Source organism: Amycolatopsis sp. NPDC004079, from assembly GCF_040610415.1.
In the GTDB taxonomy this organism is placed as follows: Bacteria; Actinomycetota; Actinomycetes; order Mycobacteriales; family Pseudonocardiaceae; genus Amycolatopsis; species Amycolatopsis halotolerans.
Genome location: NZ_JBEXMH010000002.1, coordinates 137690 through 160891 on the forward strand (window position 1 = coordinate 137690; position 23202 = coordinate 160891).

Below are 23202 nucleotides of genomic sequence, written 5' to 3' on the forward strand. Positions count from 1 at the left end.
TCCCAAGTTGAGTACTTTGTCATACCCATTGCACATCGAACAGATTGCGAAAGAGTCAACCTCCGCCGCACATCGGTTACACGGAAATCGCGTCATGCGATCGTGACGGCATGGATCTCACCGAATCCCCGGTCGTCCGCCCCTGCCCTCCGGACGAAACGGGGCGGGCGTTCGCCGACGTGATGGCAGAGTTGACCGGACGGGAGCAGGTTCCGGTCGACAGCAACTTCTTCTCCGATCTCGGAGCCAATTCGCTCATGATGGCCCAGTTCTGCGCCCGGGTGCGCAAGCGGCCGGAACTTCCGTCGGTGTCGATGAAAGACGTGTACCGCACCCCGACTGCCGCCGGGTTGGCCGCGACCGCCGCCGTCTCCGAGCCTGTCGAACCTCCTGCGCCCCCCGGCCTCGAAGAGAGCAGACCGGCTGGGCCACGGCGAAGAGCGAGTCCGCTGGAATACCTCGGCTGCGGAGTGCTGCAACTGCTGCTCTTCGCAGCCTATTCGTTGCTCACAGCGGAAATCCTCGGCATCGGCACCGATTGGCTCATCGCCGGTTCCGGAATTCTGTCCTACTACCTGCGTTCGGTCGCCTTCGGCGCCGCGGTGCTGGTCATCGGGGGCACGCTCCCGATCGCGCTCAAGTGGGTCCTCGTCGGCCGGTGGACGCCGAGGGAGATCCGCTTGTGGAGCTGGGGCTATGTCCGCTTCTGGCTGGTCAAGACCCTGGTCCAGCGGAACCCGCTGCTCCCGTTCTTCTCCGGCTCTCCGCTCTACTCGCTGTACCTGCGCGCGCTCGGGGCCAAGATCGGCCGCGGCGTGACAGCCTTGTCGGGTTTCGTGCCGGTGTGCACCGACCTGCTGACGATCGGCGAAGGCACGGTTATCTGCAAGGACACCTACTTCACCACCTACCGCGCCGAGGGCGGAGTACTCCGGACCGGCCGGGTCGACATCGGCGCGCACGCTTACCTCGGCGAGATGTCCGTGGTCGACATCGACACGCGGATCGGCGACGGCGCCGAGCTCGGGCACGCCTCGGCGCTGCATCCAGGACAGACGGTCCCGGACGGGGAGAGCTGGCACGGCTCGCCCGCCGTCCCCGCGGACGTGCGGTACCGGCGGGTCGAGCCGAGGTCCTGCGGCGGCGTGCGCCGGGCGTGGTTCGCCGTGCGCCAGCTGCTGTTCGCGGTCCTCGTCGCGGTCCCGCTGGCACTCGGCGTGCTCTACCTGCTGCTGGTCCTCGCTCCGCAGGTCAGCCCGGTCCTGGGACTGGGCTCGGCCGACCTGGACTTCACCGACGCGAAGTTCTACGGCAAGGCCCTCGTCGTCTCCGCGATCCTGTTCGTCGGCATGCGACTGCTCAGCTTCGCAGTCAGCGTCACGGTGCCCCGGCTGCTCAACCCGCTCCTGAAACCAGGCGAGACTTATCGCTTCTACGGCCCGCGCCACGCCGCACACCGGGTGATCCGGCGGTTCTCCAACGCACGGTTCTTCAAGGACGTCTTCGGCGACAGCGCGGCCATCGTGCACTACCTCCGCAGCGTCGGCTGCAAGGTCTCCAAGGCCGAGCAGACCGGTTCCAACTTCGGGCAGCAGGAGAAGTTCGAGAACCCGTTCCTCTTCGCGGCCGGGGCGGGCACGATGGTCGCCGACGGGCTGTCGGTCCTCAACGCCGAATACACCAGCACCTCGTTCCGCCTGTCCCGGGTGCGCGTCGGGGCGAAGAACTTCCTCGGCAACCACATCGCCTACCCGGCCGGAGCCAGGACCGGCGACAACTGCCTGCTGGCCACCAAGGTCCTGGTGCCCCTCGACGGCCCGCTCCGCACGAACGTCGGGCTGCTCGGCTCGCCGAGTTTCGAAATCCCGCGCTCGGTCGACCGCGACAGCCAGCTCGACCATCCGAGAACCCCGGCCGAATTCCGGCGCGCGCTGGCCGCCAAGACCCGGCACAACACAGTGTCGATGCTGTTGTTCGTCCTGTGCCAGTGGCTGTTCTCCTTCGGGCTGATCCTGCTGGCCTGGGCGTCGAAGATCTACTACGCCAAGCTCGGCGCGCCGCTGTTCGCGCTCGACGTGGTGGGCATGACCCTCTACAGCGTCGCGTACTTCGTCGCCGTGGAACGGATCGCCGTCCTCGTCCGGCCGCAGCACCCGATTTCGTGCTCGATCTACGACCGGCGATTCTGGCGGCACGAACGATTCTGGAAAGCAGCGTCCGCAACCGATCGCATCCAGCTGCTCAACGGCACCCCGTTCAAGGCGATGGCCTGGCGGCTGCTGGGGGCCAAGGTCGGCCGCAGACTGTTCGACGACGGGTGTTTCATCGCGGAAAAGACACTGGTGCGACTAGGAGACGACGTCACGCTCAACGCGGGCTCCGTCGTCCAATGCCATTCGCAGGAGGACGGCGGTTTCAAGATGGACCGCATCGGCATCGGCAGCGACTGCTCCGTCGGTGTCAACGCCTTGGTGCACTACGGAGTGCGGATGGGTTCGGGCTCGTCGCTCGCCGCGAATTCGTTCCTCATGAAGGGTGAAGAGGTCCCGGAGAACGCCAGCTGGGGCGGGAACCCGGCGCACTGGCACTCGCTGCCGGGGCCGGGGCAGCATTCCCCGGTGGACGCGCGGCCCGGTCGCCGCCGGACGCCAGGCTGAGGTCGCGGCGGCTTCGCATACGGCCGGGTTCGGTGTTGCTCGCCGAACCCGGCTCTCTCCCGTTGCCGAGCACGCCGACAACGACGCACTGGGGTCCGGTGAATGCGTTCTTCGCGCCGGTCACCGGAGTCGCCGACCACGCCGAACCATAGGACGACGCAGGCCCGGCGACGGCGCGTGGAGGCCAGGGTTCAGTGTTCCTGTTCACGAACTTCGGATGCGCTGAACAGGCCCGAGTTTCTGTCAAAGGGCTACGCCAAATCGCATACGAGCCCTCGCAGTCGCTTGACCACATTATGCTGCGCATTGCGACTGTCATCGTGCCCATGTCGCCGTCGAAGAAGCTGTCCGGCGGGAGAGCTGTCGGATATCGAAGTCGATCTCGGGCGGCGATGGGCCGCTGCGCAGAGGCGATTAATTCCTGAAGCTGGCGACGGCGGCCGCCCGAGGCGTGCGACCTCGCGCCGCAGTCCAGGCCTGTTCCGCGAGGATCTGCCGGGGCGACCCTCACTCCACCTCGATCGTTGCGTTGCGGTCACTCGTTGGCACGTCCCGCAAGATCTCGAAGGCTGTGGGCCAGCCTGCGTCTGAAGGCACTCGGCTTCAGACGCAGGCCTGAGGCGGCGAAAACTCCGCCTGCCCGGTTGCTTATCATCTCTCGAGCTTGAAGTCGGCCCCTCGGGTCGCCGCACCCGTCACCACAGGATCTTTCGCAAATTCCACCGCTTGAAATTCTGGATCCCAGCCGAATTGCACCCTACGGAAACTGACTTCAGCCGAAAAGAGCATGTCGATAAAGCTGACAAACCCAGCGAAAGCGCTTCCCGTGAAATCGACATCTTTATCAAAGTGCAATTTTTCGAACGCCACTGGCCCGTCGACATCAACGATTCGAAACTTTGCATCCTCCAGAAACTTTGTGCCTCGAATTGTGAGATGACCAAATTCCGCTTCCGAAAAATCCGCAACCGAAGCGAACTTTGAAGATATAAACTGAGCCGACCTTTGAAACTTAGCCCACATGAATTCTGCAAGACCATCGAAAGTTACTTCAGTAAATACGGAAGATCCCTGAAATAATGTGCGACTAAACGTGCAGTCGCTCCCGAATATAACCTCGGATAGAGCCAATGCACCGCGAAAAGTTGCATTGTCAAATGCTGCATAGCTCGAAAAACTTGCGCCATGCGCGGTGACATTTCCCTCAAAAACCACATGGGAGAATCGTGCGGGTCCAGAAAATTTTGCCCCACTGAATCTTACTGAGCCGACACTGCTCATCGCCAGGTCCAAGTTTCGAAGGCTTGCCCCTGAAAGGTCCAGATCACACGGCCCCCAGTATGCCGCACCCAGTTCAGGTTTCAGGTGATCGGTAATGACCTGTTGAACGGCGCTGCGAACCTCGCGCTCTTGTGCGTCCTCACCAGCTTCGGTGACCTTTTCACCTAACTTGCGAGGACTTTTACGTGCCCCCTTCTGCGGCATCCGCAGATAAGCGCACAATACGTTTACGATGGTCTGACGCTGCGATTCGTTCTCTTGCGCGAGGCGTTCAAGCGCGTAGATTCCGCCGAGTCGTACAGGGGCCTTATCGGAGCCGAGCTGCTCAACCGACTTCGTATACAGCTCGGTTATCCGTCTCGCGGAAGCATCCTGCCGGGCATCTTCGGCAATGCGTTCCTGGTACTCCTTCGTATCCGCGGCGACCTCTTGCTGGTGAGCAAGCGTGCGCTCGCGGGTATCGAGGTCGGCCTCCGTTGAATGTTGCCGCCGCCAGGCCAAGTACAGCGCGATGACTCCGCCGCTTCCCACGCCGATGCTCAGCCCGATCTTCAGCGCATCCAAGCGCGCTCTGACCAGGTCAGCACCGTTCAATCCCGCCGTCGCCGGCCACCACAACAGGACTACTGCGGCCGTGGTGAGAACCGCGATCACGACAGCGGTTGTCCACATCGCTTTCGGCGTGAGCTGCCTCAACCGACTGCTCCGCGTAGTGACCCGATAGGCGGTATCGAGAGGATCGCCATCTCCAGGCTTCGGCGATTCATCGCTCATGAAGGTCATCCTTTCGCACACCCGGTCGGTGAAGCCAAGGTTGCAGGCAAGACACCCGCCAAAAGGAACGCGTTCACCCGGATGGCCGTCATTCGGGCTGAATCCACCCCCTCAGGGGCAGGGCACGACAGCAACCGCCGGTGCAGAAGGAATCGAGATATCCCGATGATCCGCGGCTTCCTTGGACGGCGCACACCCGGCCCGATCAGACGGGCACCGGCGTGGAAGGCGCGGTCGTGCTGCAAGCAGACTCGGCGGGGGTCGGCGCGGAGGAACCCGGTGCAGGCGACTTGGGACCCGACGACACCCTCTCCTGCACTGAGCCGGAGCATCTTCCCGCCAAGGCATTCCTCTTGCCGTGCTGACGGACCAGGCCAGTTCGAAAGCGTACCGGCCATTAGCCGATATGCACGCTAGTTGCGATTCTTCCGTCGACTCGCCGCTTCGCTCTTCCGTTTGTTTTTCCTCGAATTGGCTGGCGACTTCTTCATCTGCGCAGCGGCGACCTGCGATCGGACCGACGACATCCGGCCATTCGCGCCCCGCCTCCACTGTTCTAACACCCGCGGGAGCCGTGCCCTGTTGACGAGCCAGTTCATGGCTGCGCGAGTGGCTTGGTCGTCGATCTCCGCGGCCATCTCCTTCGCGGCCTCCGGCCGGCTTAGGACGTGCGCGGCGATCCGGAGGTAGGAACCCCCGTCAACGTAGATCCCCATGCCTTGCACGTCGCGTACCCCCGGGCAGAAGGCCGCGCCAACATACCAGGCCGCTCCTGCCATGACAGCGCCCGAATCCTCACCTTCTTTCGGAGTCGGATTGCACAGCAAGTCAGCGAGCCGTCGCTCGTCAGAGGTCGTCGCGACTGATCGCTCGGCTCGCAGTGCCTCGGAGTACGCGCGCGCGGCTTCATCAGCTGTATGAAGCTCATACGACCTCACCGGATCTGACATCTCAAAGTGCAGGACGCCTGTTCCAGGCTGCAGAAGCGACGGCTCGCCGTACACCTTCTGCGTCCGCCGGTATCCGATCAGCAGCAGCACCTCAGGACGTCGTTCGCCCTTCCGCCATTGGTCTCCGAGCCTGGCGTGAGGAGAAGACACGAAAGGACAGACTTGAGCCGCGTACAGCCCGCAAATCTCGTGGAGCGGCGCTTCCGAGTACACCGCCGCAGGAGAACTAGCAGCCTCTGCTTGAAAAGCCACCTGCCAGCGCAGTTCGTCACCGAACGGCAGCGCGCAGATCGCACACAGGTCGAAAGTCGCAAGCGCGAGCTTCCTGCGTTCCGACAGCGATCCGAAATCCACCTCGTCACCGCTCGGCTGACCCACCGTCGCGATGATGGGGTATCCGCGCGGGTCCTCGCGCAAGTGGCTGCATCGAGCTGGGCGAGAGACAGCTCGGGGCCCCTTCTTCCCAGGCGTTTCTTCGTTGGCCATAGTCTCCCTCGTTCCTGTACAGATCGGCACGGGCGAGTGAAATGTTTCAACCCGGAGCAAGTTGCCGAGACACCGGCAGCGATCCCGGCTTCAGCACCGACGCAGCCCCATTCGCCCCACGCTGACCCGAGTGCCAACCTAGGCCTCGGAAGCAGACAAGAAACTGCTCGGAGGCTCTGCTCCCGCCGGATCTTCTGACAAGTCTCGGCCGCCTCGGAGTCCTGCGCGGCGCTCACATGCTGTTCTCCAGCAGACTGCCGATGCCTGCCCTGCCCTGCCCTGCCCTGCCCTGCCAGGAGAGTCGTCTCCGGTCCGCGACAGCCAATACAGAATCAAGCCGTCAGTGGATCAAGGCTAATGTGGAACGATGCAACACGGCGAGTCGCTCCGCACCACCCGCGGCAGGATGGCCGAGGGCCTTGCCGCAGGCGCCCTGGATTGGCTGCTGATCGCCGCGCGGACCATCGATGCCGGCCTGGTCTGGGGCAGCACCGCGACCGACGACGAGACGGACCCGTCGCTCTACAGCGGTTCGGCGGGAATCGTGCTCGCGTTGCTGGAAGCCCAGCACCACTTCGGCGACGACCGCTACGGCGACGCCGCCCAGCGAGGCGCGCGTGCCCTCGCGGCTGCGGTCGAGCGCGAAAAGGCCTGCTCGCTCTACTTCGGCTTGACAGGCATGGCGTTCGCCCTCCACGCCGTCGGCGCTCTGCTGGACGACGCCTCCGCGACGACCGCCGCGCGGGCCGCGCTGCGCCACGTGCGTTCTCGCTTCGACGGGCACCGATGGGGCGACATGTTCGAACTGCTGGCGGGCAACGCTGGCATCGGGCTGGGCGCGCTGTCCTGCGGCGACCACGACTTGGCCGTGCTCGCCGTCGAGCCCTATCTCCGCACCGCCGATCCGACTCCCGGCGGCGTGAACTGGGCGGTCCGGCCGAGTCCGCCGCGATCTCACCACATGGCCCACGGCACTCTCGGCATCGTTGTCGCGTTGGCCACGATCGGGAACGCCACCGGCCGCCGCGATCTGATCGATCTGGCGCTGGCCGGTGCCGCCGATGTGGTCGCGCGTGACGAGGCCGGGCCGGACGGTTTCCTCGTTCCGCATTCCGACCCGCAACACCTGCCGGACCTGATCGCGCGCTACAGCTACGGCTGGTGCAACGGCCCCGCCGGTGACGCTCAGGCCTTTCGGCTGCTCCGGTCGATCACCGACGACCCGGCGTGGGACGCGCTCGCCGATCGGTGCTGGCACACCGTCACCCGGTCCGGCTTGCCACGCCGGATCCGCCCTGGGTTCTGGGACAACAACGGTTCGTGCTGCGGCACCGCCGGAGTGCTCACGCTGGCGTGCGATCGGCACGTCGAGCGACAGGAGCGGTCCGGCTTCGGCGCCGGGCTGGTCGACGACCTCGCCGCTCGGGCCACCGCCGATGCCCAGGGCGTCCGCTGGTCCAACCACGAACACCGCGCGACTCCCAGCGTCCTGGAGCCTCGCACGGGCTGGGCGATGGGCAACGCCGGGATCATCCGCGAGCTGCTGAGGTTCGCCCGGATCAGTGCTGACCGCGATCCGGCCTACGCAGTGGCCTGGCCAGGACATCCGGTCGCCCGTCCTGCGAGCACGCGATCGGCCGGTTCCTCTCCCCGGACAAGCTTGCCGTAGCCCGCGCAAAGGCTTGTCCACAGCCAAATCAGCCAAGCCGCCCGCGCCTGGTTGACGGTCTCGTACGCATTCCCGACAGATCACAGACGGCACATCGGCGGTCCCGTCCCAAGATCGCCATCGAGCGCGTCCCGCTCACCGGCCCACGTGAGCACCAGCGTCCAGCTCGGACAGCCAAAGCAACTCGTCGCCTCGTTCGGTAATCAATTGGGGGCACCCGCGGGGTCCGGTAAGTTATCCGTTATCGCGGGCCACCGGGAACGACGACCCGTTGAACGGGGTCCGGTACGAGGGGAATCAGATGCACAAGGGTTTTGTCATGTCCATCGGCCGTTCGGCCGTGGCGATCGCCACACTCACCGCGCTGGCGGCGTGTTCGTCGGAAGCCACCACTGCCCCGTCGGGCGCAGCGCCCGCCCGCGCTGAGGTCTTCGGCGCGGCCGGTTACCGCGGCATCGCCCCGGGGATGGCCAAGGAAGCGGCCCTGGCCACCGGGAAACTCGCCACCGCCCCGGTATCCATGCTGGACGGCTGCACGGTCCTGAGCTGGCAGGGCGGCCCCGCGCCGGACCAGGCCCGGCTGGCCGCCGAGACCGAGGCGCAGCGGAAGGCCGACGACCTCAACGCCAAGGCGGACGCGGCGGACCAGGAAGCGAAGCAGCCCGCGGGCAAGTCCGCCGCGGATTCGGCCAAATCCGCCGCCAAGAACGCGGAGGCGGCTCAGCTGGCGGCGGACTCCGCGATGGCGATTGCCGAGCTGGCCGGCAAGCGAGAAGAGCGCGACAAAGCGTTCGCCGCGGCTGGTGGCGCCTCGTTCGGCAAGAACGGCCTGCACGAGCTGGGCGCCCCGCCCGAGGCCAAGACCGCGGAGGGCATCGGCGCCGGATCCTCGCTGGCCGACTTGCACAAGGCGTACGACGCGCGCGGTTTGAAGGAGAACGCGGCCGGGCGGTTCGAGCTGCCTATCGCGGAGAAGCCGGGCTGGCACTTCGAATTCACCCCCACGGCCGACGGGAAGGTCGGCGGAGTGGCGATCGCCGAAAGCGCCGCCAAATGCCGTTGATGTCGCGCCGGACGCGCTTCTGAGTCCATTGTGGATGTGTGAAGGCCTCCTTGCCGCTGCGGCGGGGAGGCCTTTGCTTTTCGCCAGCCCGCTCACTATCCCGTCGACCTTTCGGCCGGGATTCACACCTTGCCGAACTGCCGCGCTCGCCCTTACCGCAAATCCCAAGGCAGAAGCTCACCAGCAGCCACCCGAGCAAGGTCGAGTCGTTCTTCATCCTCTTCGATAAGAGAGAGTGTCTCGTACGCGGAAGCCACGGCATCCGCCCGCCGTCCCGAGAAGATCTCCGCGTAAAGCAACCAGATACCGGGTTTCGCCGCTGCCGCACATTCGGCGGCAAGATCCCGCCCTTCGCGTTCGGCTCGCTCCGACCGGCCGTCATCGCCGACCAGGAACAGGAGCAATTCCAGGAACTTGGCCCGCGCGTAGTCCGAGACGTCGTCCGCCAGCGCTGCCAACGCGACGGACACGACGGGAACGGCCGGTTCGTGGACGAACGAAGACACGAACACGTGTCCCTCGAAGATCTCGGTGCCGAAGCCGCTCGACTCGTCAGCCCGGGCGAGCCGCATCAGGTCGTCCGCGACGTGCGTAGCCGATCGGCCGCAGGCACAGTGCTCCCGCGACCAATCGTGGCGCGTGATTTCGAGGTGCAGAAGTTTCACGGGCACACCTTATTTCCGTCACCCGGTACCTGGCTCGGCCAGCCGTCACCGATGGGCAAGGGGACACGACTGCGGGCAGGGGTCGACGCCTTCGCCACGCGCAGGATGATTCATCGATCAAGCAGCCTCAGCAGTTGCGCACGCAGCCCTCGAGCGGTGACCTGTTCGCGTTCCAGCACTAGATCGGCTCCTTCAGCGGCCAGCAGAGCAGCCAAGCCCGCCTTGTCCCACATGTTGCCCGGAATAACCAGTTCCGGAATTGACGACGGGGCGGGCGATTTCTGATCGGTGCGACCGGAGGAGACCTGGGCCGCCGAACTGCTGTGCCCGGGCACCGCGAGGCACCCGGGCAGAGCAGCTCCGCATCAATGCGCGGCGCTCACGAACTTGTCCGTGTAAGTCTTCCCAAGATCGATCTGCTTGCCCTTGACATCAGGATTGAACGCCTGCAGAACCGTGAGATTGGTCTTCGGCCCATCCGGCGGCATGATCCCCGTCGGGTTGTAGATGCCCTTCTCGTTGTCGAATGCCTTGGCGTAGGCGTCTTTCCCGGACCCGGCGTAGTAGTCGGCAGGCATCACGTCGGCCAGTTGCGCACCGTTGTGGCCCTGGATCCATTTCAGGGCCTCGACATACGCGTTGACGAGCTTCTGCACCACCTGCGGGTGGCTGTCCACGTACTTCGTGGTCATGTACAGCGACGTCGCCGGATATTGGCCGCCCAGCTGTTGCTTCGTACCGGCCGCGGTGCGCATGTCCAGCAGGACGAAGGCGGAGCCCTGGGCCAGGGCGGTCGAGACCGTCGGCTCGGTGGTCATCGCGCAGTCGACGTTGCCGTGCTGCAGGGCGCCGATCAGGGTGGCCCCGGCTTGCACGCCCACCCGGTGGATTTTCGTCGGGTCGACGCCGTTCTTCTGCGCCAGGTACTGGGTCAGGAAGTCCGTGGAGGAACCGAGATCGGTCACTCCGAGGTTGCGGCCGGACCAGTCGGCCGGCGAATGGATCTGGCCGCGCACCTCGTTGCGGCACAGTTCGACTTCGCCCGGCGTCGTCAGCATCGACACCACCGATTCCATCGACTGGCCGAGGCCCTGCATGGCGATGGTGTGGTCGTAGAAACCGCCGACGCCGTCGACCTTTCCGGCGACCATGTTGGTCGTCGCGTCGACCCCGGCTCCCTCGTCCTGCAGGGTCACGTTCAGGCCTTGCTTCTGGTAGAGGCCGAGCCGCTGGGCGAGCATGAACGGCAGGTAGATCTGCTTGTTCAAGCCGCCGACCATGATGCTCACCGGGGTGCCGGTCCCGCCGGTGGAGCTGGTGGCGGCGTTCTGGCTCGCGGTCGAGGCGCAGCCGGCCACGGCGAGCAGCGCCGCCGCGAGCACGGCCGCCAATTTCTTCGCGGACACGGGGATCTCCTTTGTTCGAACGGACAATCGGGGGGTCACAGGTCCGGACCGGACAGCTGGGCCGGCCGCCAGCGCAGCAGCCGGCGTTCGAGGCGGGTGATCAGCCATTCGGCGATCAGCGCGACGACGCCCATGATCACCATCGCCGCCCAGACGCCGCTCGCGTCGAAGGTGCCCTGCGCGTTCTTGATCAGCACGCCGAGACCCGCGTAGCCGCCGAGGAATTCGCCGACGATCGCGCCGATCAGCGCGAAGCCGAAGCTCACGTGCAGGCTCGCGATGATCCAGGTGAACGCCGACGGCAGCACGACCTGCCGGGTCACCTGCCACCGCGACGCGCCGAGGATGCTGGCGTTGGCGATGAAGGTCCGGTCGACCTCGCGGGTGCCCTGGAAGGCGTTGAAGAACACCCCGAAGAACACCAGCACGATCACCAGGAGGATCTTCGATTCCAGGCCGAGGCCGAACGCCAGCACGAAGACCGAGCCGAGCACGATCCGCGGAATCGCGTTGAGCACCTTGATGAACGGGCCGAACACCGCCGACAGGAACCGGATCCGGCCGAGCGCGATGCCGCAGACGATGCCCAGCACCGTGCCGATGGCGAACCCGATCAGCGCCTCTTCGATCGTCGTCCAGATCTGGCTGCCGAGCGAGCCGAGCGCGGTGCCTTCGGTGACCCACGACCGCAGCCGGTCGAAGATGCCCGAGGGAAGGCCGTACAGCACGATCGCGTGCTGGTCTCCTTGCACGAGCAGTTGCCAGCCGCCCAGGATTACCACCAGCACTGCCGCCTGGACCGTGTGGACCAGGACGGTGTGTGTCCGGCGGCGCGAACGGCGAGCGGCTGCCGCTTTCACCCCCGCAGCGGGGTTCGCGGGCGAGTCCGCTTCGGTCGTCATGCTCCCGCCTCCCCGCTGATCCGGGTGGTCTGCGCGTAAGCCAGGTCGACCTCGGTGCGCAGGGCGTCCCAGATCCGCTGGTACAGGTCGACGAACCGGCGCTCGAACCGGATTTCCTGCACCACCCGCGGGCGCGGCAGGTCGATGGCGAACCGGGCCTTGACCGTCGCCGCGGGCCCGGCGGTCAGCACGACCACGGTGTCCGCGAGCGCGATCGCCTCTTCGAGGTCGTGGGTCACGAACATGACGGCGGGACGGGTAAGTTCCCACAGCGACAGCAGTTCGTCGGACATCTTCGCCCGGGTCTGCACGTCCAGCGCGCTGAACGGCTCGTCCATCAGCAGGATCCGCGGCTCGTTGATGAGGTTCTGCGCGAGCGCGACCCGCTTGCGCATCCCGCCGGACAGCTGGTGCGGGTACCGGTCCTCGAACCCGCTCAGCCCGACGCGGCGGATCCAGTCCCGCGCGCCGGAAACCGCCGCGCCCTTGGCGACGCCGCGGAACCTCGGGCCCGCGGACACGTTGTCCAGCACCGTTTTCCAGGGCAGGATCGCGTCCGTCTGGAACATGAACCCCACCCCGGGCGTGATGCCCGAGACGTCCGCGCCGTGCACCCGGACCGAGCCGGCCGACGGCTGCTCCAGGCCCGCGACGAGGGTCAGGGTCGTGGACTTGCCGCAGCCGGTGGGTCCGACGACCGCGCAGAACTCGCCGGGAGCCACCTCGAGGTCCAGGTCGCGCAGCGCGGTGTAGGGCTCCGGGCCCTCGGTGGCGAACTGCTTGGTGACGTCCCGCATGGCGATGGCGGCGCCGGGCGGTCCGGATCTGGGTGCGTGCACGGTGGCGTCCTCTCGATCGGGGCCGATTCCGTTCGAGGAGGCTAAGAAGCGCCGCGGCGCGGCGGAATATTGCGTGCGATACCAGCGATCAGTGCGCTTTTCTCGGTTTCTGCTCGTTAAGTGCACGCCGGACCGGACGATCCGGGCGTACCGGCCGCGGTTTCTTGGCATCCGCGCGGTCTCGTGGTGTCATGCGGGACGCCCCTACGACAAGTGGCAGAGCGGAGCGGTCATGTGGCGGTCACGTCCCCTCGCCTCGCAGATCCTCGTCGCCGTGCTCGGGATCTTGCTCGCCACCGTCTCGGCCGGGGCCTTGCTCTACGTGAAGCTCGCCGGACAGACCCTCGACACCCAGTACGGACAGCGCGCTCTCGGGATCGCGAACACCGTCGCGCAGATGCCGTCCGTCCGCGACGCCCTCGTGCGGCGCGATCCCGGCCACGCCATCCAGGCCGCCGCCGAGCAGGTCCGCCGGGCCACGGGCGCGTCGTACGTCGTGGTCACCGACCGGTCCGGGCTTCGCTACTCCCATCCCAACACCGCGCTCGTCGGCGAGCGCATCGAGGAACCGGTAGCGGCCCTCGACGGACAGGGCCACCTCGGCATCGACAACGGCAGTCTCGGCCGGTCCGCCAACGGCAAAGCGCCGATCTCCGGCCCCGGCGGCGGGATCACGGGCCAGGTGTCGGTGGGAATCCTCGAAGAACAGGTCACGAGCGAGCTGGTGAGCGACATCCCCTGGGTGCTCCTCTATTCCGGCCTGGCGCTGGCCATCGGGATGGCGGCGTCCCTGCTGCTTTCCCACCGGATCAAGCGCGCGACCTTCGGACTGGAAGTCTCCGAGATCGCGTCCCTGCTGCAGGAACGGGAAGCGATGCTGCACGGCATCCGCGAGGGCATGGTGGGCCTCGACCGGCACGGCCGCGTCGAGGTGATCAACGACGAAGCCCGCCGCCTGCTGTCCATCCCCTCCGCCGCCCGGGGTCGCGACCTCAGCGAACTCGTCCCGCCCGGCCGCCTCCGCGACCTGCTCGCCGCTCCCGCCGCCGACGACGAGGTCGTCCTCACCGACGAATTCCTGTTGGTGGTCAACAAAATGCCGGTCGTCCTTTCCGGACAGGACGCCGGTTCGGTGATCACCTTGCGCGACCGCACCGAGATGGAAGGCCTGGTGCGCGAACTCCACGCCGTCACCGGCCTGACGACCGCTCTGCGCGCGCAGGAACACGAATTCGCCAACCGGCTGCATGTCCTTTCCGGACTACTGGGTCTCGGCGAAGCGGAGGAAGCCGGCCGCTACCTCACCGAAATCGCGCACGGTCCCGCCGCGCAGGCGACCGATCTGCGCGCCCGGTTCTCCCCGCCCGAACTCGCCGCGCTGCTTTCGGCCAAGGTCGCCATCGCCGCCGAACGCGACGTGCGCCTCGAGGTCGATCCCGGTTCCGGGCTCGACCTCAGCACCGCCGACCCCGGCGCGCTCGTCACCGTTCTCGGAAACCTCATCGACAACGCCGTCGACGCCGTGGCCGGGCAGCCGGGCGAACGCCGGGTGCGCGTTCTCGTCGACACCCTGGGCCCGGACGTCCGCATTGTCGTCTCCGACACCGGTCCCGGCATCCCGGAGGAAACGCTGCACGAGATCTTCGTCGACGGCTACTCCACGAAAACCCCTCGCCCCGGCATGCGGCGCGGCCTCGGTCTCGCCCTCGTCTACCGGCTGGTGCGCCGGTCCGGCGGGTCGATCACTGTGGACGGCTCAGCGGGGGCACGATTCGACGTGCTGCTCCCGAATTCCCGTTCCCGCGCCGCGCTCGAACCCGCGGAGTACGCATGACGATCCGGACTCTCGTCATCGACGACGACTACCGCGTCGCCGCGATCCACGCCGCCAGCATCGACCGCGTGCCCGGTTTCGCGTCCGTCGGCCAGGCCCACACCGCGGCGGAGGCCCGCGCCCGCGTCGAGGAACTCCGGCCGGACCTGCTGCTGCTCGACGTCTACCTGCCCGACGAGGACGGCCTCTCCCTGCTGCGCGACCTGCGCTCCGCCGGCGCCCCGCCCGGGTGCATCGTCATCACCGCTTCCCGCGACCTCGGCACGGTCCGTTCCGCGATCCAGCTCGGCGCCGCCTACTACCTGGTCAAGCCGTTCGGTTTCGAGCAGTTGCGCGAGCAGTTGACGGCGTACCGGAGCTGGTGCGAACGCGCGTCCGGAAGCGGCGACGTCGATCAGGCCACAGTGGACAGTCTGTATTCCGCGCTCCGCGGCCCCGCACCGCGCACGGACCCGCTTCCCCCGACCATGCGCAAAGTGCTCGACACGCTCCGCAGGGCCGGGCAGCCGCTCGGCGCCGAAGCGCTCGCGAGCACGCTGGGCATCAGCCGTCCCACGGCGCAACGCCATCTGAGCGAGCTGCACCGCCGCGGTTTCCTCAGCCTCGAACTGGAATACGGGAGCGCGGGCCGCCCCACGCACCGGTACGCGGTCGCCGCCGAGCACTGACCCGGGCGGCCCGGACTCCCGGCGCGAACCCGGCGAACAGCCTCTTCCGCACAATCGGCGATATCCCGGTCAGGACAAGGGATTCCGGTTGCTCCCATCGGGGTTTCCCGGTGGCCGGGGCGCGGAAGGCGGGCGATCATTCAGCGGAACCGGCGCGACCGGAGCACCGGCCGCCCGCCCGCCGGAGCACCGAAGGGATCGCCATGGCCGCCACCGGCCCGATCGACCACGTCGTCGTCCTGGTCCAGGAGAACCACACCACCGACAACTACTTCCGCTCGATGGCCGCGTTCGGCGCGAACGTCGCGACCGGCTGGCCGGTCTCCCCCAACCCGCCGAAGTCCGACCAGCCGCACGACCGCAAGGCCTACTACCGCTGGCTCACGAAGAAGAGCACCGGCGCGCACGTCCAGTTCGACACGGTCGCCGACCTGCCGTTCTACGCGTGGCTCGCCGCGAGCGGCGCGTTCGTCGAGAACCACTGCGCCGGGTACGGCACCAACTCGACGCCGAACCACCTGCTCATCGTCGGCGGCCAGACGCCCACGCTGCGCAATCCGCCGCGCGGCCAGGCCGACCCGGTGTGGGACCTGCCGTCCGTGCCCGGGCTCGCCGCCGACCACGGCGTGAGCTGGAAAGCCTACACCGGGACCAGCGGGTATCCGGTCGAGTTCTACCAGCAGCTCAAGGGGTCGCCCAATATCGTGCGCTCGGCCCAGATCATCGCCGACGCCCAGGCCGGCGCACTGCCCGCGCTCTCGATGGTCTGGCACGACTCGCCCTACGACGAGCACCCGCCCGCGGATGTCGGCAAGGGCGAGGACACCGTGTGGCAAGTGGTCGACGCGATCGTGAAGGCCGGGCTCTGGGACTCGACGGTCTTCCTGCTGACCTGGGACGACTGGGGCGGGTTCGACGACCACGTGGCCACGCCGAACGTCGAGATCACCCCGGACGGCGTGCAGCTCGCCTACGGCCCGCGCGTGCCGCTGCTGATGTTCGGCGGACGGGTCAAACCCGGCATCGACCACCGCTGGTCCTGGCACCCGAGCATCCCGAAGACCGTCATCGACCTGCTGAAGCTGCCGAAGCTGGGCGTCCCGCGCGTCGACGGCGACCACGGGCTCGCCGACCTCGTCGACCTCTCCCCCGGCGCGAAACTGAACCCGCCGCCCCCGGCGCACGGCACCGCGATCACCCAGCCCGCGCCGCCGAAACCCGCCCCGACACCGACGCCGGTGCCGCCGCCTCCGGTCGCCAAACCGGCTCCGGTCGGGCCGATCCTGCTGCGTGACGGGGGCACGCTGCCGCCGCCGAACGACGTGCCGTTGACTGTCCACTGAGGACTGACCGGACCGGCGCGGCCGTGCCGCTGGCTGCTCGCGACGCACGAGGGCCAGCGCTGGCTTCAGCGCTCAGGCAAGTACTTGCCTCAGGGGAAAGCGAGAGGTACTTTCTCCTCAGGCAAGTACTTGCCTGAGAGGTTGCGCCGCGAAGGAGTGGCAGCAGTGAGCGAACCAACGAACAAGCCGACGCCCGAAGAAGCGGCGGCGGCGCTGCGCACGGCCCGGGACAGCCGGGACCGGGTGCTCGCGTCCGCGCTGGACTCGAGGTGGATTCCGGTCGCGGCCGGTCTCGTCGTGTTCGGCTACACCGTGGCCACCGACCTGATTCCCTGGACGCGACCCTGGCTGACCTTTGTCGTGCTGGCCGTCGCCTTGCTGCTGGTATTCCTCCTGCGCACCAGGACCGGCGGCAGCCTGCTCGGGCGACCGGTCTCGGTGTCGAGCCGGGCGTTGCCGCCCGCAGTCTGGCGCGTCGCGCCCGTGATCGGCCTGGCGATCGTCGCGGCCGTCGCCGTCCCCGTGCTGCACATCCCGCACGGCACGATCGTCTACGGCGCACTGGCCGGGCTCTATATCATCTTCCTCGGCCCCAGGTTCCAGCTGTGGCTGCTTCGCCGGCGAGACAAGGACTGAACGGTGGCCGAGCTCGACCAGCTCCTGTTGGACCCGACGAGACTGGCCATCGTGGCGCTGCTCTCCGCCGCCGAATGGGCGGAGTTCGGGTTCGTGCGCGACGCGGTGAAGCTGTCCGACTCCGCACTGTCCAAACAGGTCTCCACGCTTTCCAGGAACGAGTACGTCGACGTCCGCAAGGGCTACGTCGGCAAGCGGCCGCGCACGTGGCTCAACCTGACCGACAGCGGCCGCGACACCCTGGCCGGGCACCTCGCCGCCCTCCAAACCATTGCCGTGCAAGCACGTTCGGACGGCGCCCGGCAACCCCGCGACTGACCCGGCGCCCCGTTTTCGGGCAGGCCCAGCGCAGGTCGGGTCACGGCGACGACGGCGGCACCGGACCGTTCTCCTGGTTCGCGCCTCCGATCGTCCGCCACAACCGCAGCGCCCTCTCGTGGTGCTGGCGCGCCAGGTCAGGGCTTCCGGCGGCGTCGTCGAGGTCGCCGATCAGCTGCCAGCACGCGGCCTCGTCCTGCCGGTCGCCGTGCCGGTGGAACACCTCCGCCGCGCGCTCCAGCGCCGGGCCCGCCCGGTCCCGGTCGTGCTGGCCCGCATAGACGCGGCCGACTTCCAGCAGCGTGTACGCGGCGCACCGTTCGTCGGCCAGTTCTTCGAAGGTGGCCAGCGCCTGCCACAGACAGCGCAACGCCTCGTCCGGGTCGCCGCGCTGGTCGTGCAGTCGGCTGCACCGGCGCAACACGACAGCCACCCGATGCCCGTCGCCGAGCGCCTCGGCCTGGCGCAGCGCCGCGTCGAACCAGAACTGTGCCTCGTCGAGGTCGCCCCGCACGAGCCGCAGCACGCCGATCGAGCAGGACAGCTGTGCTTCGAGGTGCGGGTCTCCCTCGGCGACCACGATGGCGTGCGCCTGCTCGACCCGGTCGAGGGCTTCGGCGTAGTGGCCCTGGACGCGGCTGACGGTGCCCAGCATCGTCATCGACAACGCCTCGCCGCGCTTGTCCCCGCTGCCTTGGCACAGCCCGGCCGAGGACTCCAGGGCCCGGGTCGCCGCGTCGAACTCGTCGCGGTAGATGTGCAGCTGCGCCAACCCGCGCAACAGCACCGATTCGCCCCGGGCATTGCCCGCGGCCACGACCGCGTCCAGCGCCAGCCGGTGCCCGTGCTCCCAGTCCTGATACCGGCACCGGTGGTCGTAGTAGGTGACCGCGGCGGCCGCCAATTCCCAGGCAGGCTCGTCCATTCGCCAGTCCGCGGCCAGCTTCACCGCGGCGAGCAGGGTGTCGCGCTCCGCGTCGAACCAGCCGGCCGGGTCGGCCAGAAGCCGGTCCGCGACCGCCCCGGGCACCGGACGGCGCGGCGCGGAAGCGGGCACCGGGAGCAGAATCCCGGCGGGCAGCCGGGCGGCGGCCCGTCCGGCGAGGTCCAGCCAGGACGCCAGCGCCCGGGCGATCGCGTCCCGTTTCTCCTCCGCGGGCAGTTCGGCGGCGATCTCTACGGCGCAGGTCCGGATCAGGTCGTGCAGGCGGTAACGCGGCTGGCCGACGGCGTCGGTGGCGGTCAGCCGGACCAGGTTGGCGTCCACGAGGAGGTCGAGCACCTCGTCCGCGTCGGCACGGTCCAGCAGCGGGCCGAGCACCCAGCCGGGCAGGGTGCAGGCGCCGAGCAAGCCCAGCAGGCTCAGCGCGCGCACCGCGTCGGGAGGCAGCAGCCGCAGGCTCAGCCCGACGCTGGCGCGCACGCTCAGGTCCCCGATCTTCAGCTCGGCCAGCCGCCGGGACTCGTCCTCGAGCCGTTCCCGCAGCACCCGCAGCGTCCAGGCCGGGCGGCCGGCGAGCTTGGCGCCCGCGATCCGGATCGCCAGCGGCAGATTGCCGCAGCAGCCGAGGATCGCGTCGGCCTCCTCGGGTTCCCGGTCGACGCGCCGCTGCCCGACGATGCCGGTGAACAGCTCCCGTGCCTCCGGCGGGCTCAGCATGTCGAGGTCGAAGCGCCGCGCGCCGGGCAGCTGCGTCAACAAGGTGCGGCTGGTGATCACCACGGCGCAGCCGCCGGCCCCGGGCAGCAACGGCAGCACCTGATCGGCGTGGCCCGCGTCGTCGAGCACCACCAGCATCCGGCGGCCCGCCAGCAACGACCGGTACAGCGCGGCCCGCGCGGGCAGCCCGTCCGGGATCCCGCTGCCGGTGATCGAGAGCGCGCGCAGCGCCTCGGCCAGCATCAGCGCCGGGTCCTGCGGCTCGTCCGAGGTCGCGGCGAGGTCGAGGTAGAGCTGACCGTCGGGAAAAGCGGCGCTCGCCAATCGCGCGGCGTGGGTCGCCAGGCAGGATTTGCCGACCCCGGGACCGCCGGCGATGACCGCCACCGGGACCCGGTTCGGCTCCGGTGCCTCGAGCAGCCGGGCGAGTTCGGCGAGCGTCTCGGTCCGGCCGACGAAATCGGGGACGTCCAGCGGCAGTTGACGCACCGGCAGCGCCATGACCGGTTCGGGGGTTTCCGTTGGTGCGGCGGAGGATCCGCTCGCCGGGGCCGCCAGCGCGGGATCGGCGGTCAGGACGCGCTGGCGCAACGCCTGGATCGGCGGGGTGGGGTCGACGCCGAGTTCGCCGGTCAGAGTCCGGCGCAACCGTTCGTACGCCTGCAGTGCCTCGCCCTGACGACGGCACCGGTAGAGGGCGACCATCAAGTGTTCGGCGATCTGCTCGTCGTAGGGATGCTCGCGGGCCAGGACCCGCAGCTCCTCGACGACCTCGCGATGCCGCCCCAGATCCAGCTCGATGCCCAGGCAGCGCGCGTGCGCGGCCACGCGCTGGTCGTTCAGCCGGGCCGCTTCCGACTCCAGGACCCGGCTGGAGATGTCGGCCAAGGCGTTGCCACGCCAGCAGGCCAGCGCCCGCCGCAGTGCGGCAGCGGTCTCGGCCGGGTCCGTGCTCCGTTCGGCGAGGCGGCGCTCGCGGTCGAACTCCAGCACGTCGAGCTGGTCCGGGGCAAGGCGGATCTGGTAGCCGCCGCGTCGCGTGCTGATCAACGAGGCGGGCGCCCCGCACCCGGCGAGGTTGCGGCGCAGCCCGGACACCGCGTCCTGGACTTGGCGCACCGCGGTGGCGGGTTCTTTCCCGTCCCACATCACGGCGACGAGCCTGCCCGTGGCGACGAGGTTGTTGGCGTCGAGCAGAAGCGCGGCCAGCATCTTGGCCTGCCGCGGCCCGTCGAAGCGGACCTCGCGCCCGGCGATCCGGGCGTGCAGGGGCCCCAAAACGCCGAATCGCATGTTCCCCCCAGAACACCGCCGCCCCGGCAGATATCCCGCTAGGACAAATCTAGGACGACCGGCGGGAGCGTGTCCATAGCGTCCCGCTCGCCGGCACCGAAGACCGGCAGGCGGGCGGTGCGCGGCGTCCAGTCGTACCAGCGCGCCTGAGGACTACCGACGGTTTTGGGGGAATAGTCATGTTTTCCGCGCACAAGCGCCTCAGATCCCGGCTCCTGGCCGGGCTGATCGGGGCGGTTCTCGGCGGAGCCGCGCTGGTCACTGTCAGCACGCCCGCTTCGGCCGCGACCGGCAGTCAGATCGTGGGCATCGCCAACGCGAACCTCGGCAAGGGGTACTGCAGCACGAACAGCGCCGGCGGCACCGGTTTCGACAACAGCTGCACGGGCGGCGGCGAGTTCTGGTGCGGCGACTTCGTTTCCTGGGTGTGGCAGCAGGCCGGGGTGCCCGTTCCGGCCAGCGCGCCCGCCTCGGTTCCCAGCTGGACGAACGTCCCCGCCTACCACTCGCTCGGCAGCGGATACGTCCCGCAGCCCGGTGACGCGGTCGTCTTCGGCGACGACCGGTACCCGACCGACGGTTCCCACATCGCCGTCGTCACCGGCTACAGCAACGGGCTGTTGTCCGACGTGGGCGGCGACGAAGGCGGCAGCGGAAGCGGAAGCGCTTTCTGGTCCAGCAGCAAGGTCCAGGCCGACGAGGGCAACGGCGGTCCCTGGAATCCGCACGACAAGTTGTTCCCCGGCAAGAGTTACGAGATGTGGGTGCTCGGCTACGTCAGCAGCGGCACGTCCACGCCTCCGCCGCCGCCTCCGAGCACGTTGCCGCAGGGCGGCTCCGGGATCGCCGCCGACACCAACGGCGGCTTCGCCACCGCGTGGCGGGGCCGCGACGCGAACAACAGCCTCTGGATCGGCACCGGTTCCGGCACCTCTCTGGCCGCCTACGGCGATCCGTGGGCGCTCGGCGTCGCCGCGAACACCAAACCCTCGATCGCGACGTTCCCGGACGGCAGCTGGGTCACCGCCTGGCAAGGCCGCGATGCCGGCAACAGCCTGTGGATCGCCACCGGCAAGGGCAACTCCATCACCGCCAAGGGCAACCCGTGGGCGCTCGGCGTCGCCCCGAACACCAGCCCCTCCATCGTCCCGCTCCCGAACAACCAGTGGGAAGTGGCGTGGCAGGGCCGCGACGCCAACAACAGCCTCTGGCTGGCGACCGGCCAAGGTGCGTCGATCACCGCCAAGGGCGCACCGTGGTCTCTCGGCGTCGCACCGGGTACCAGTCCCTCGCTGGCACCGCTGGCCAACGGCGGGTTCGAGATGGCGTGGCAAGGCCGCGATGCCAACAACAGCCTGTGGCTCGGCACCGGCAGCGGCGTCGCTCTGTCCTCCTACGGCGATCCCTGGGCGTTAGGCGTTGCCGCTAACAGCAGCCCGTCGATCGTCACGCTGCCCAACGGCGGGTTCGAAGTGGCGTGGCAGGGCCGGGACGCCAACAACAGCCTCTGGCTGGCATCCGGCCAAGGTGCGTCGATCACCGCCAAGGGCGACCCGTGGGCGTTGGGTGTCGCCCCGGGTACCAGTCCCTCGCTGGCACCGCTGGCCAACGGCGGCTGGGAGGTCGCTTGGCAGGGCCGCGATGCGAACAACAGTCTGTGGCTCGGCACCGGTGCTGGCACCTACTTCTCCTCCTACGGCGATCCGTGGGCGTTGGGGGTTGCCGCGGATGCCAGCCCGTCGATCGTCACGCTGCCTAACGGCGGGTTCGAGGTGGCTTGGAAGGGCCGGGACGCCAACAACAGCCTGTGGCTGGCGACCGGCCGGGGTTCGTCGATCTCCGCGAAGGGCGACCCCTGGGCGCTCGGCGTCGGCTGACCCCATTCGCTGACACGTCCTCGTGTCCTGCGGGCGCTCCCCCGCAGGACACGAGGCGTTCTCCGCTACCGGATCGAGCGGGTGACCAGTTCGTCGAAATCCCGGTCGGACAGGGTTCGGTTGAGCTTCAACAGTTCCTCAGCGCGCAGGCCGACGGCATAGCGGGTCTCCGGCGGGTCAGCTTCCACCGCCTGCCGGATGGTTTCGGCGACGACAGCGGGATCGGCGCCGTCCGCGAGGCCGGTTTCGGCTTGGCTCGCCATCTTCTCGGCCATTCCCCCGTACGGGCCGTGGCCGGAGTGCTGCCTTAGCTGCGCGGCGGTTTGGTCTTCGAATTCGGTCTTGATGATGCCGGGCTGAATGACCACGACCTCGATGCCGAAGGGCCGGACCTCCATGCGCAGCGTGTCGGAGTAGGCCTCGAGCGCGTGTTTGGAGGCGTAGTACCAGGCGCCGAGCGGGAGGCTGATCTCCCCGCCGATCGAGGAGATGTTCACGATGCGCCCCGACCCTTGCGCGCGCATCGCGGGCAGGACCAGCTGGACGAGCCGGGCGGGCGCGAACACGTTGACCTGGAACTGATCCCGGGCCGCATCGAGCGGGACGTCTTCGGCGGCTCCGTGCAGCACCGTCCCGGCGTTGTTGATCAGGACGTCGATCCGGCCCTGTTCGTCCAGGACGGTGCGGACGACGCGGTCGAGATCGGTCTCGCTTCGGGCGTCCATGGCGAGAGGATGTCCGCCCGCGTCGCGAAGTTCGTCCATTTTGGACAGACGACGCGCGGCTCCGTAGACGATGCAGCCCGCCTTCAGCAGCTCCCAAGCGGTGGCGCGGCCGATTCCCGCTGACGCCCCGGTGAGCAAGCAAACCTTCGGCACGGT

General features: G+C 68.3%; 18 protein-coding genes. 9 read left to right on the forward strand and 9 right to left on the reverse strand.

Annotated features, from left to right (window positions below; genetic code table 11):
- The first annotated feature begins 110 nt into the window (after positions 1-110).
- A complete protein-coding gene (locus tag ABZX37_RS02710) occupies positions 111-2657 on the forward strand; it encodes a Pls/PosA family non-ribosomal peptide synthetase (protein ID WP_354735281.1) in 2547 nt (848 codons plus the stop codon).
- 651 nt (positions 2658-3308) lie between these two features.
- Here ABZX37_RS02710 and ABZX37_RS02715 read toward each other — a convergent pair.
- Both ABZX37_RS02715 and ABZX37_RS02720 read right to left on the reverse strand, forming a co-directional pair.
- On the reverse strand, positions 3309-4712 hold the full coding sequence (locus ABZX37_RS02715; protein ID WP_354735283.1) for a pentapeptide repeat-containing protein: 1404 nt from the start codon (positions 4710-4712) through the stop codon (positions 3309-3311).
- A gap of 413 nt (positions 4713-5125) precedes the next feature.
- A complete protein-coding gene (locus ABZX37_RS02720; protein ID WP_354735285.1) occupies positions 5126-6040 on the reverse strand; it encodes a hypothetical protein in 915 nt (304 codons plus the stop codon).
- Between the two features lie 475 nt (positions 6041-6515).
- Between ABZX37_RS02720 and ABZX37_RS02725 the strand changes: the two genes are divergently transcribed.
- Complete coding sequence (locus ABZX37_RS02725) at positions 6516-7817, forward strand: lanthionine synthetase LanC family protein (protein ID WP_354735287.1); 1302 nt, start codon at positions 6516-6518, stop codon at positions 7815-7817.
- 319 nt (positions 7818-8136) lie between these two features.
- The gene (locus ABZX37_RS02730; RefSeq protein WP_354735289.1) at positions 8137-8880 is read left to right on the forward strand and encodes a hypothetical protein; all 744 of its coding nucleotides are present in this window, start codon (positions 8137-8139) and stop codon (positions 8878-8880) included.
- Positions 8881-9032: 152 nt separating this feature from the next.
- Here ABZX37_RS02730 and ABZX37_RS02735 read toward each other — a convergent pair whose 3' ends face one another.
- The 5 genes from ABZX37_RS02735 to ABZX37_RS02755 all read right to left on the reverse strand — a co-directional run bounded on the left by ABZX37_RS02735 (position 9033) and on the right by ABZX37_RS02755 (position 12650).
- Positions 9033-9545, reverse strand: a complete 513-nt coding sequence (locus tag ABZX37_RS02735; protein WP_354735291.1) for a hypothetical protein — start codon at positions 9543-9545, stop codon at positions 9033-9035.
- Positions 9546-9655: 110 nt separating this feature from the next.
- Positions 9656-9880: a hypothetical protein gene (locus ABZX37_RS02740; RefSeq protein ID WP_354735293.1), complete on the reverse strand. Its 225-nt coding sequence runs from the start codon at positions 9878-9880 to the stop codon at positions 9656-9658.
- A gap of 30 nt (positions 9881-9910) precedes the next feature.
- Entirely contained in the window at positions 9911-10951 is a 1041-nt protein-coding gene (locus ABZX37_RS02745) for an ABC transporter substrate-binding protein (RefSeq protein ID WP_354735295.1), read from the reverse strand.
- A gap of 35 nt (positions 10952-10986) precedes the next feature.
- Positions 10987-11853, reverse strand: coding sequence for an ABC transporter permease (locus ABZX37_RS02750; RefSeq protein WP_354735297.1), 867 nt, complete (start codon positions 11851-11853; stop codon positions 10987-10989).
- Entirely contained in the window at positions 11850-12650 is an 801-nt protein-coding gene (locus ABZX37_RS02755) for an ABC transporter ATP-binding protein (protein ID WP_354735625.1), read from the reverse strand. Before ABZX37_RS02755 ends, ABZX37_RS02750 begins: the two co-directional genes overlap by 4 nt.
- A gap of 274 nt (positions 12651-12924) precedes the next feature.
- On the opposite strand from ABZX37_RS02755, the gene ABZX37_RS02760 reads away from it, so the two are divergent.
- The 5 genes from ABZX37_RS02760 to ABZX37_RS02780 all read left to right on the forward strand — a co-directional run bounded on the left by ABZX37_RS02760 (position 12925) and on the right by ABZX37_RS02780 (position 17491).
- The gene (locus ABZX37_RS02760; RefSeq protein WP_354735299.1) at positions 12925-14526 is read left to right on the forward strand and encodes a sensor histidine kinase; all 1602 of its coding nucleotides are present in this window, start codon (positions 12925-12927) and stop codon (positions 14524-14526) included.
- Complete coding sequence (locus ABZX37_RS02765; protein ID WP_354735301.1) at positions 14523-15194, forward strand: response regulator; 672 nt, start codon at positions 14523-14525, stop codon at positions 15192-15194. Before ABZX37_RS02760 ends, ABZX37_RS02765 begins: the two co-directional genes overlap by 4 nt.
- A 203-nt stretch (positions 15195-15397) precedes the next feature.
- Positions 15398-16537, forward strand: coding sequence for an alkaline phosphatase family protein (locus tag ABZX37_RS02770; RefSeq protein ID WP_354735303.1), 1140 nt, complete (start codon positions 15398-15400; stop codon positions 16535-16537).
- A 165-nt stretch (positions 16538-16702) separates the two neighbouring features.
- On the forward strand, positions 16703-17173 hold the full coding sequence (locus ABZX37_RS02775) for a hypothetical protein (RefSeq protein ID WP_354735305.1): 471 nt from the start codon (positions 16703-16705) through the stop codon (positions 17171-17173).
- A gap of 3 nt (positions 17174-17176) precedes the next feature.
- Positions 17177-17491 carry a transcriptional regulator gene (locus tag ABZX37_RS02780; protein ID WP_354735307.1) on the forward strand — a complete coding sequence of 105 codons (315 nt, stop codon included), beginning with the start codon at positions 17177-17179 and terminating at the stop codon, positions 17489-17491.
- A gap of 40 nt (positions 17492-17531) precedes the next feature.
- On the opposite strand, the gene ABZX37_RS02785 is transcribed toward ABZX37_RS02780, so the two are convergent.
- Positions 17532-20444 carry a BTAD domain-containing putative transcriptional regulator gene (locus ABZX37_RS02785; protein WP_354735309.1) on the reverse strand — a complete coding sequence of 971 codons (2913 nt, stop codon included), beginning with the start codon at positions 20442-20444 and terminating at the stop codon, positions 17532-17534.
- Between the two features lie 179 nt (positions 20445-20623).
- Between ABZX37_RS02785 and ABZX37_RS02790 the strand changes: the two genes are divergently transcribed.
- Positions 20624-22321, forward strand: a complete 1698-nt coding sequence (locus ABZX37_RS02790; protein WP_354735310.1) for a CHAP domain-containing protein — start codon at positions 20624-20626, stop codon at positions 22319-22321.
- A 65-nt stretch (positions 22322-22386) separates the two neighbouring features.
- Here the strand turns inward: ABZX37_RS02790 and ABZX37_RS02795 are convergent, their stop codons facing one another.
- Positions 22387-23199, reverse strand: coding sequence for an oxidoreductase (locus ABZX37_RS02795; RefSeq protein WP_354735312.1), 813 nt, complete (start codon positions 23197-23199; stop codon positions 22387-22389).
- Between the last annotated feature and the right edge of the window lie 3 nt (positions 23200-23202).

Coding starts and splice junctions, on each gene's coding strand:
- ABZX37_RS02710 (WP_354735281.1), top strand. CDS start 111: ATGGATCTCACCGAATCCCCGGTCGTCCGCCCCTGCCCTCCGGACGAA.
- ABZX37_RS02715 (WP_354735283.1), bottom strand. CDS start 4,712: ATGAGCGATGAATCGCCGAAGCCTGGAGATGGCGATCCTCTCGATACC.
- ABZX37_RS02725 (WP_354735287.1), top strand. CDS start 6,516: ATGCAACACGGCGAGTCGCTCCGCACCACCCGCGGCAGGATGGCCGAG.
- ABZX37_RS02730 (WP_354735289.1), top strand. CDS start 8,137: ATGTCCATCGGCCGTTCGGCCGTGGCGATCGCCACACTCACCGCGCTG.
- ABZX37_RS02750 (WP_354735297.1), bottom strand. CDS start 11,853: ATGACGACCGAAGCGGACTCGCCCGCGAACCCCGCTGCGGGGGTGAAA.
- ABZX37_RS02755 (WP_354735625.1), bottom strand. CDS start 12,650: ATGCGGGACGTCACCAAGCAGTTCGCCACCGAGGGCCCGGAGCCCTAC.
- ABZX37_RS02760 (WP_354735299.1), top strand. CDS start 12,925: ATGTGGCGGTCACGTCCCCTCGCCTCGCAGATCCTCGTCGCCGTGCTC.
- ABZX37_RS02765 (WP_354735301.1), top strand. CDS start 14,523: ATGACGATCCGGACTCTCGTCATCGACGACGACTACCGCGTCGCCGCG.
- ABZX37_RS02770 (WP_354735303.1), top strand. CDS start 15,398: ATGGCCGCCACCGGCCCGATCGACCACGTCGTCGTCCTGGTCCAGGAG.
- ABZX37_RS02785 (WP_354735309.1), bottom strand. CDS start 20,444: ATGCGATTCGGCGTTTTGGGGCCCCTGCACGCCCGGATCGCCGGGCGC.
- ABZX37_RS02790 (WP_354735310.1), top strand. CDS start 20,624: ATGTTTTCCGCGCACAAGCGCCTCAGATCCCGGCTCCTGGCCGGGCTG.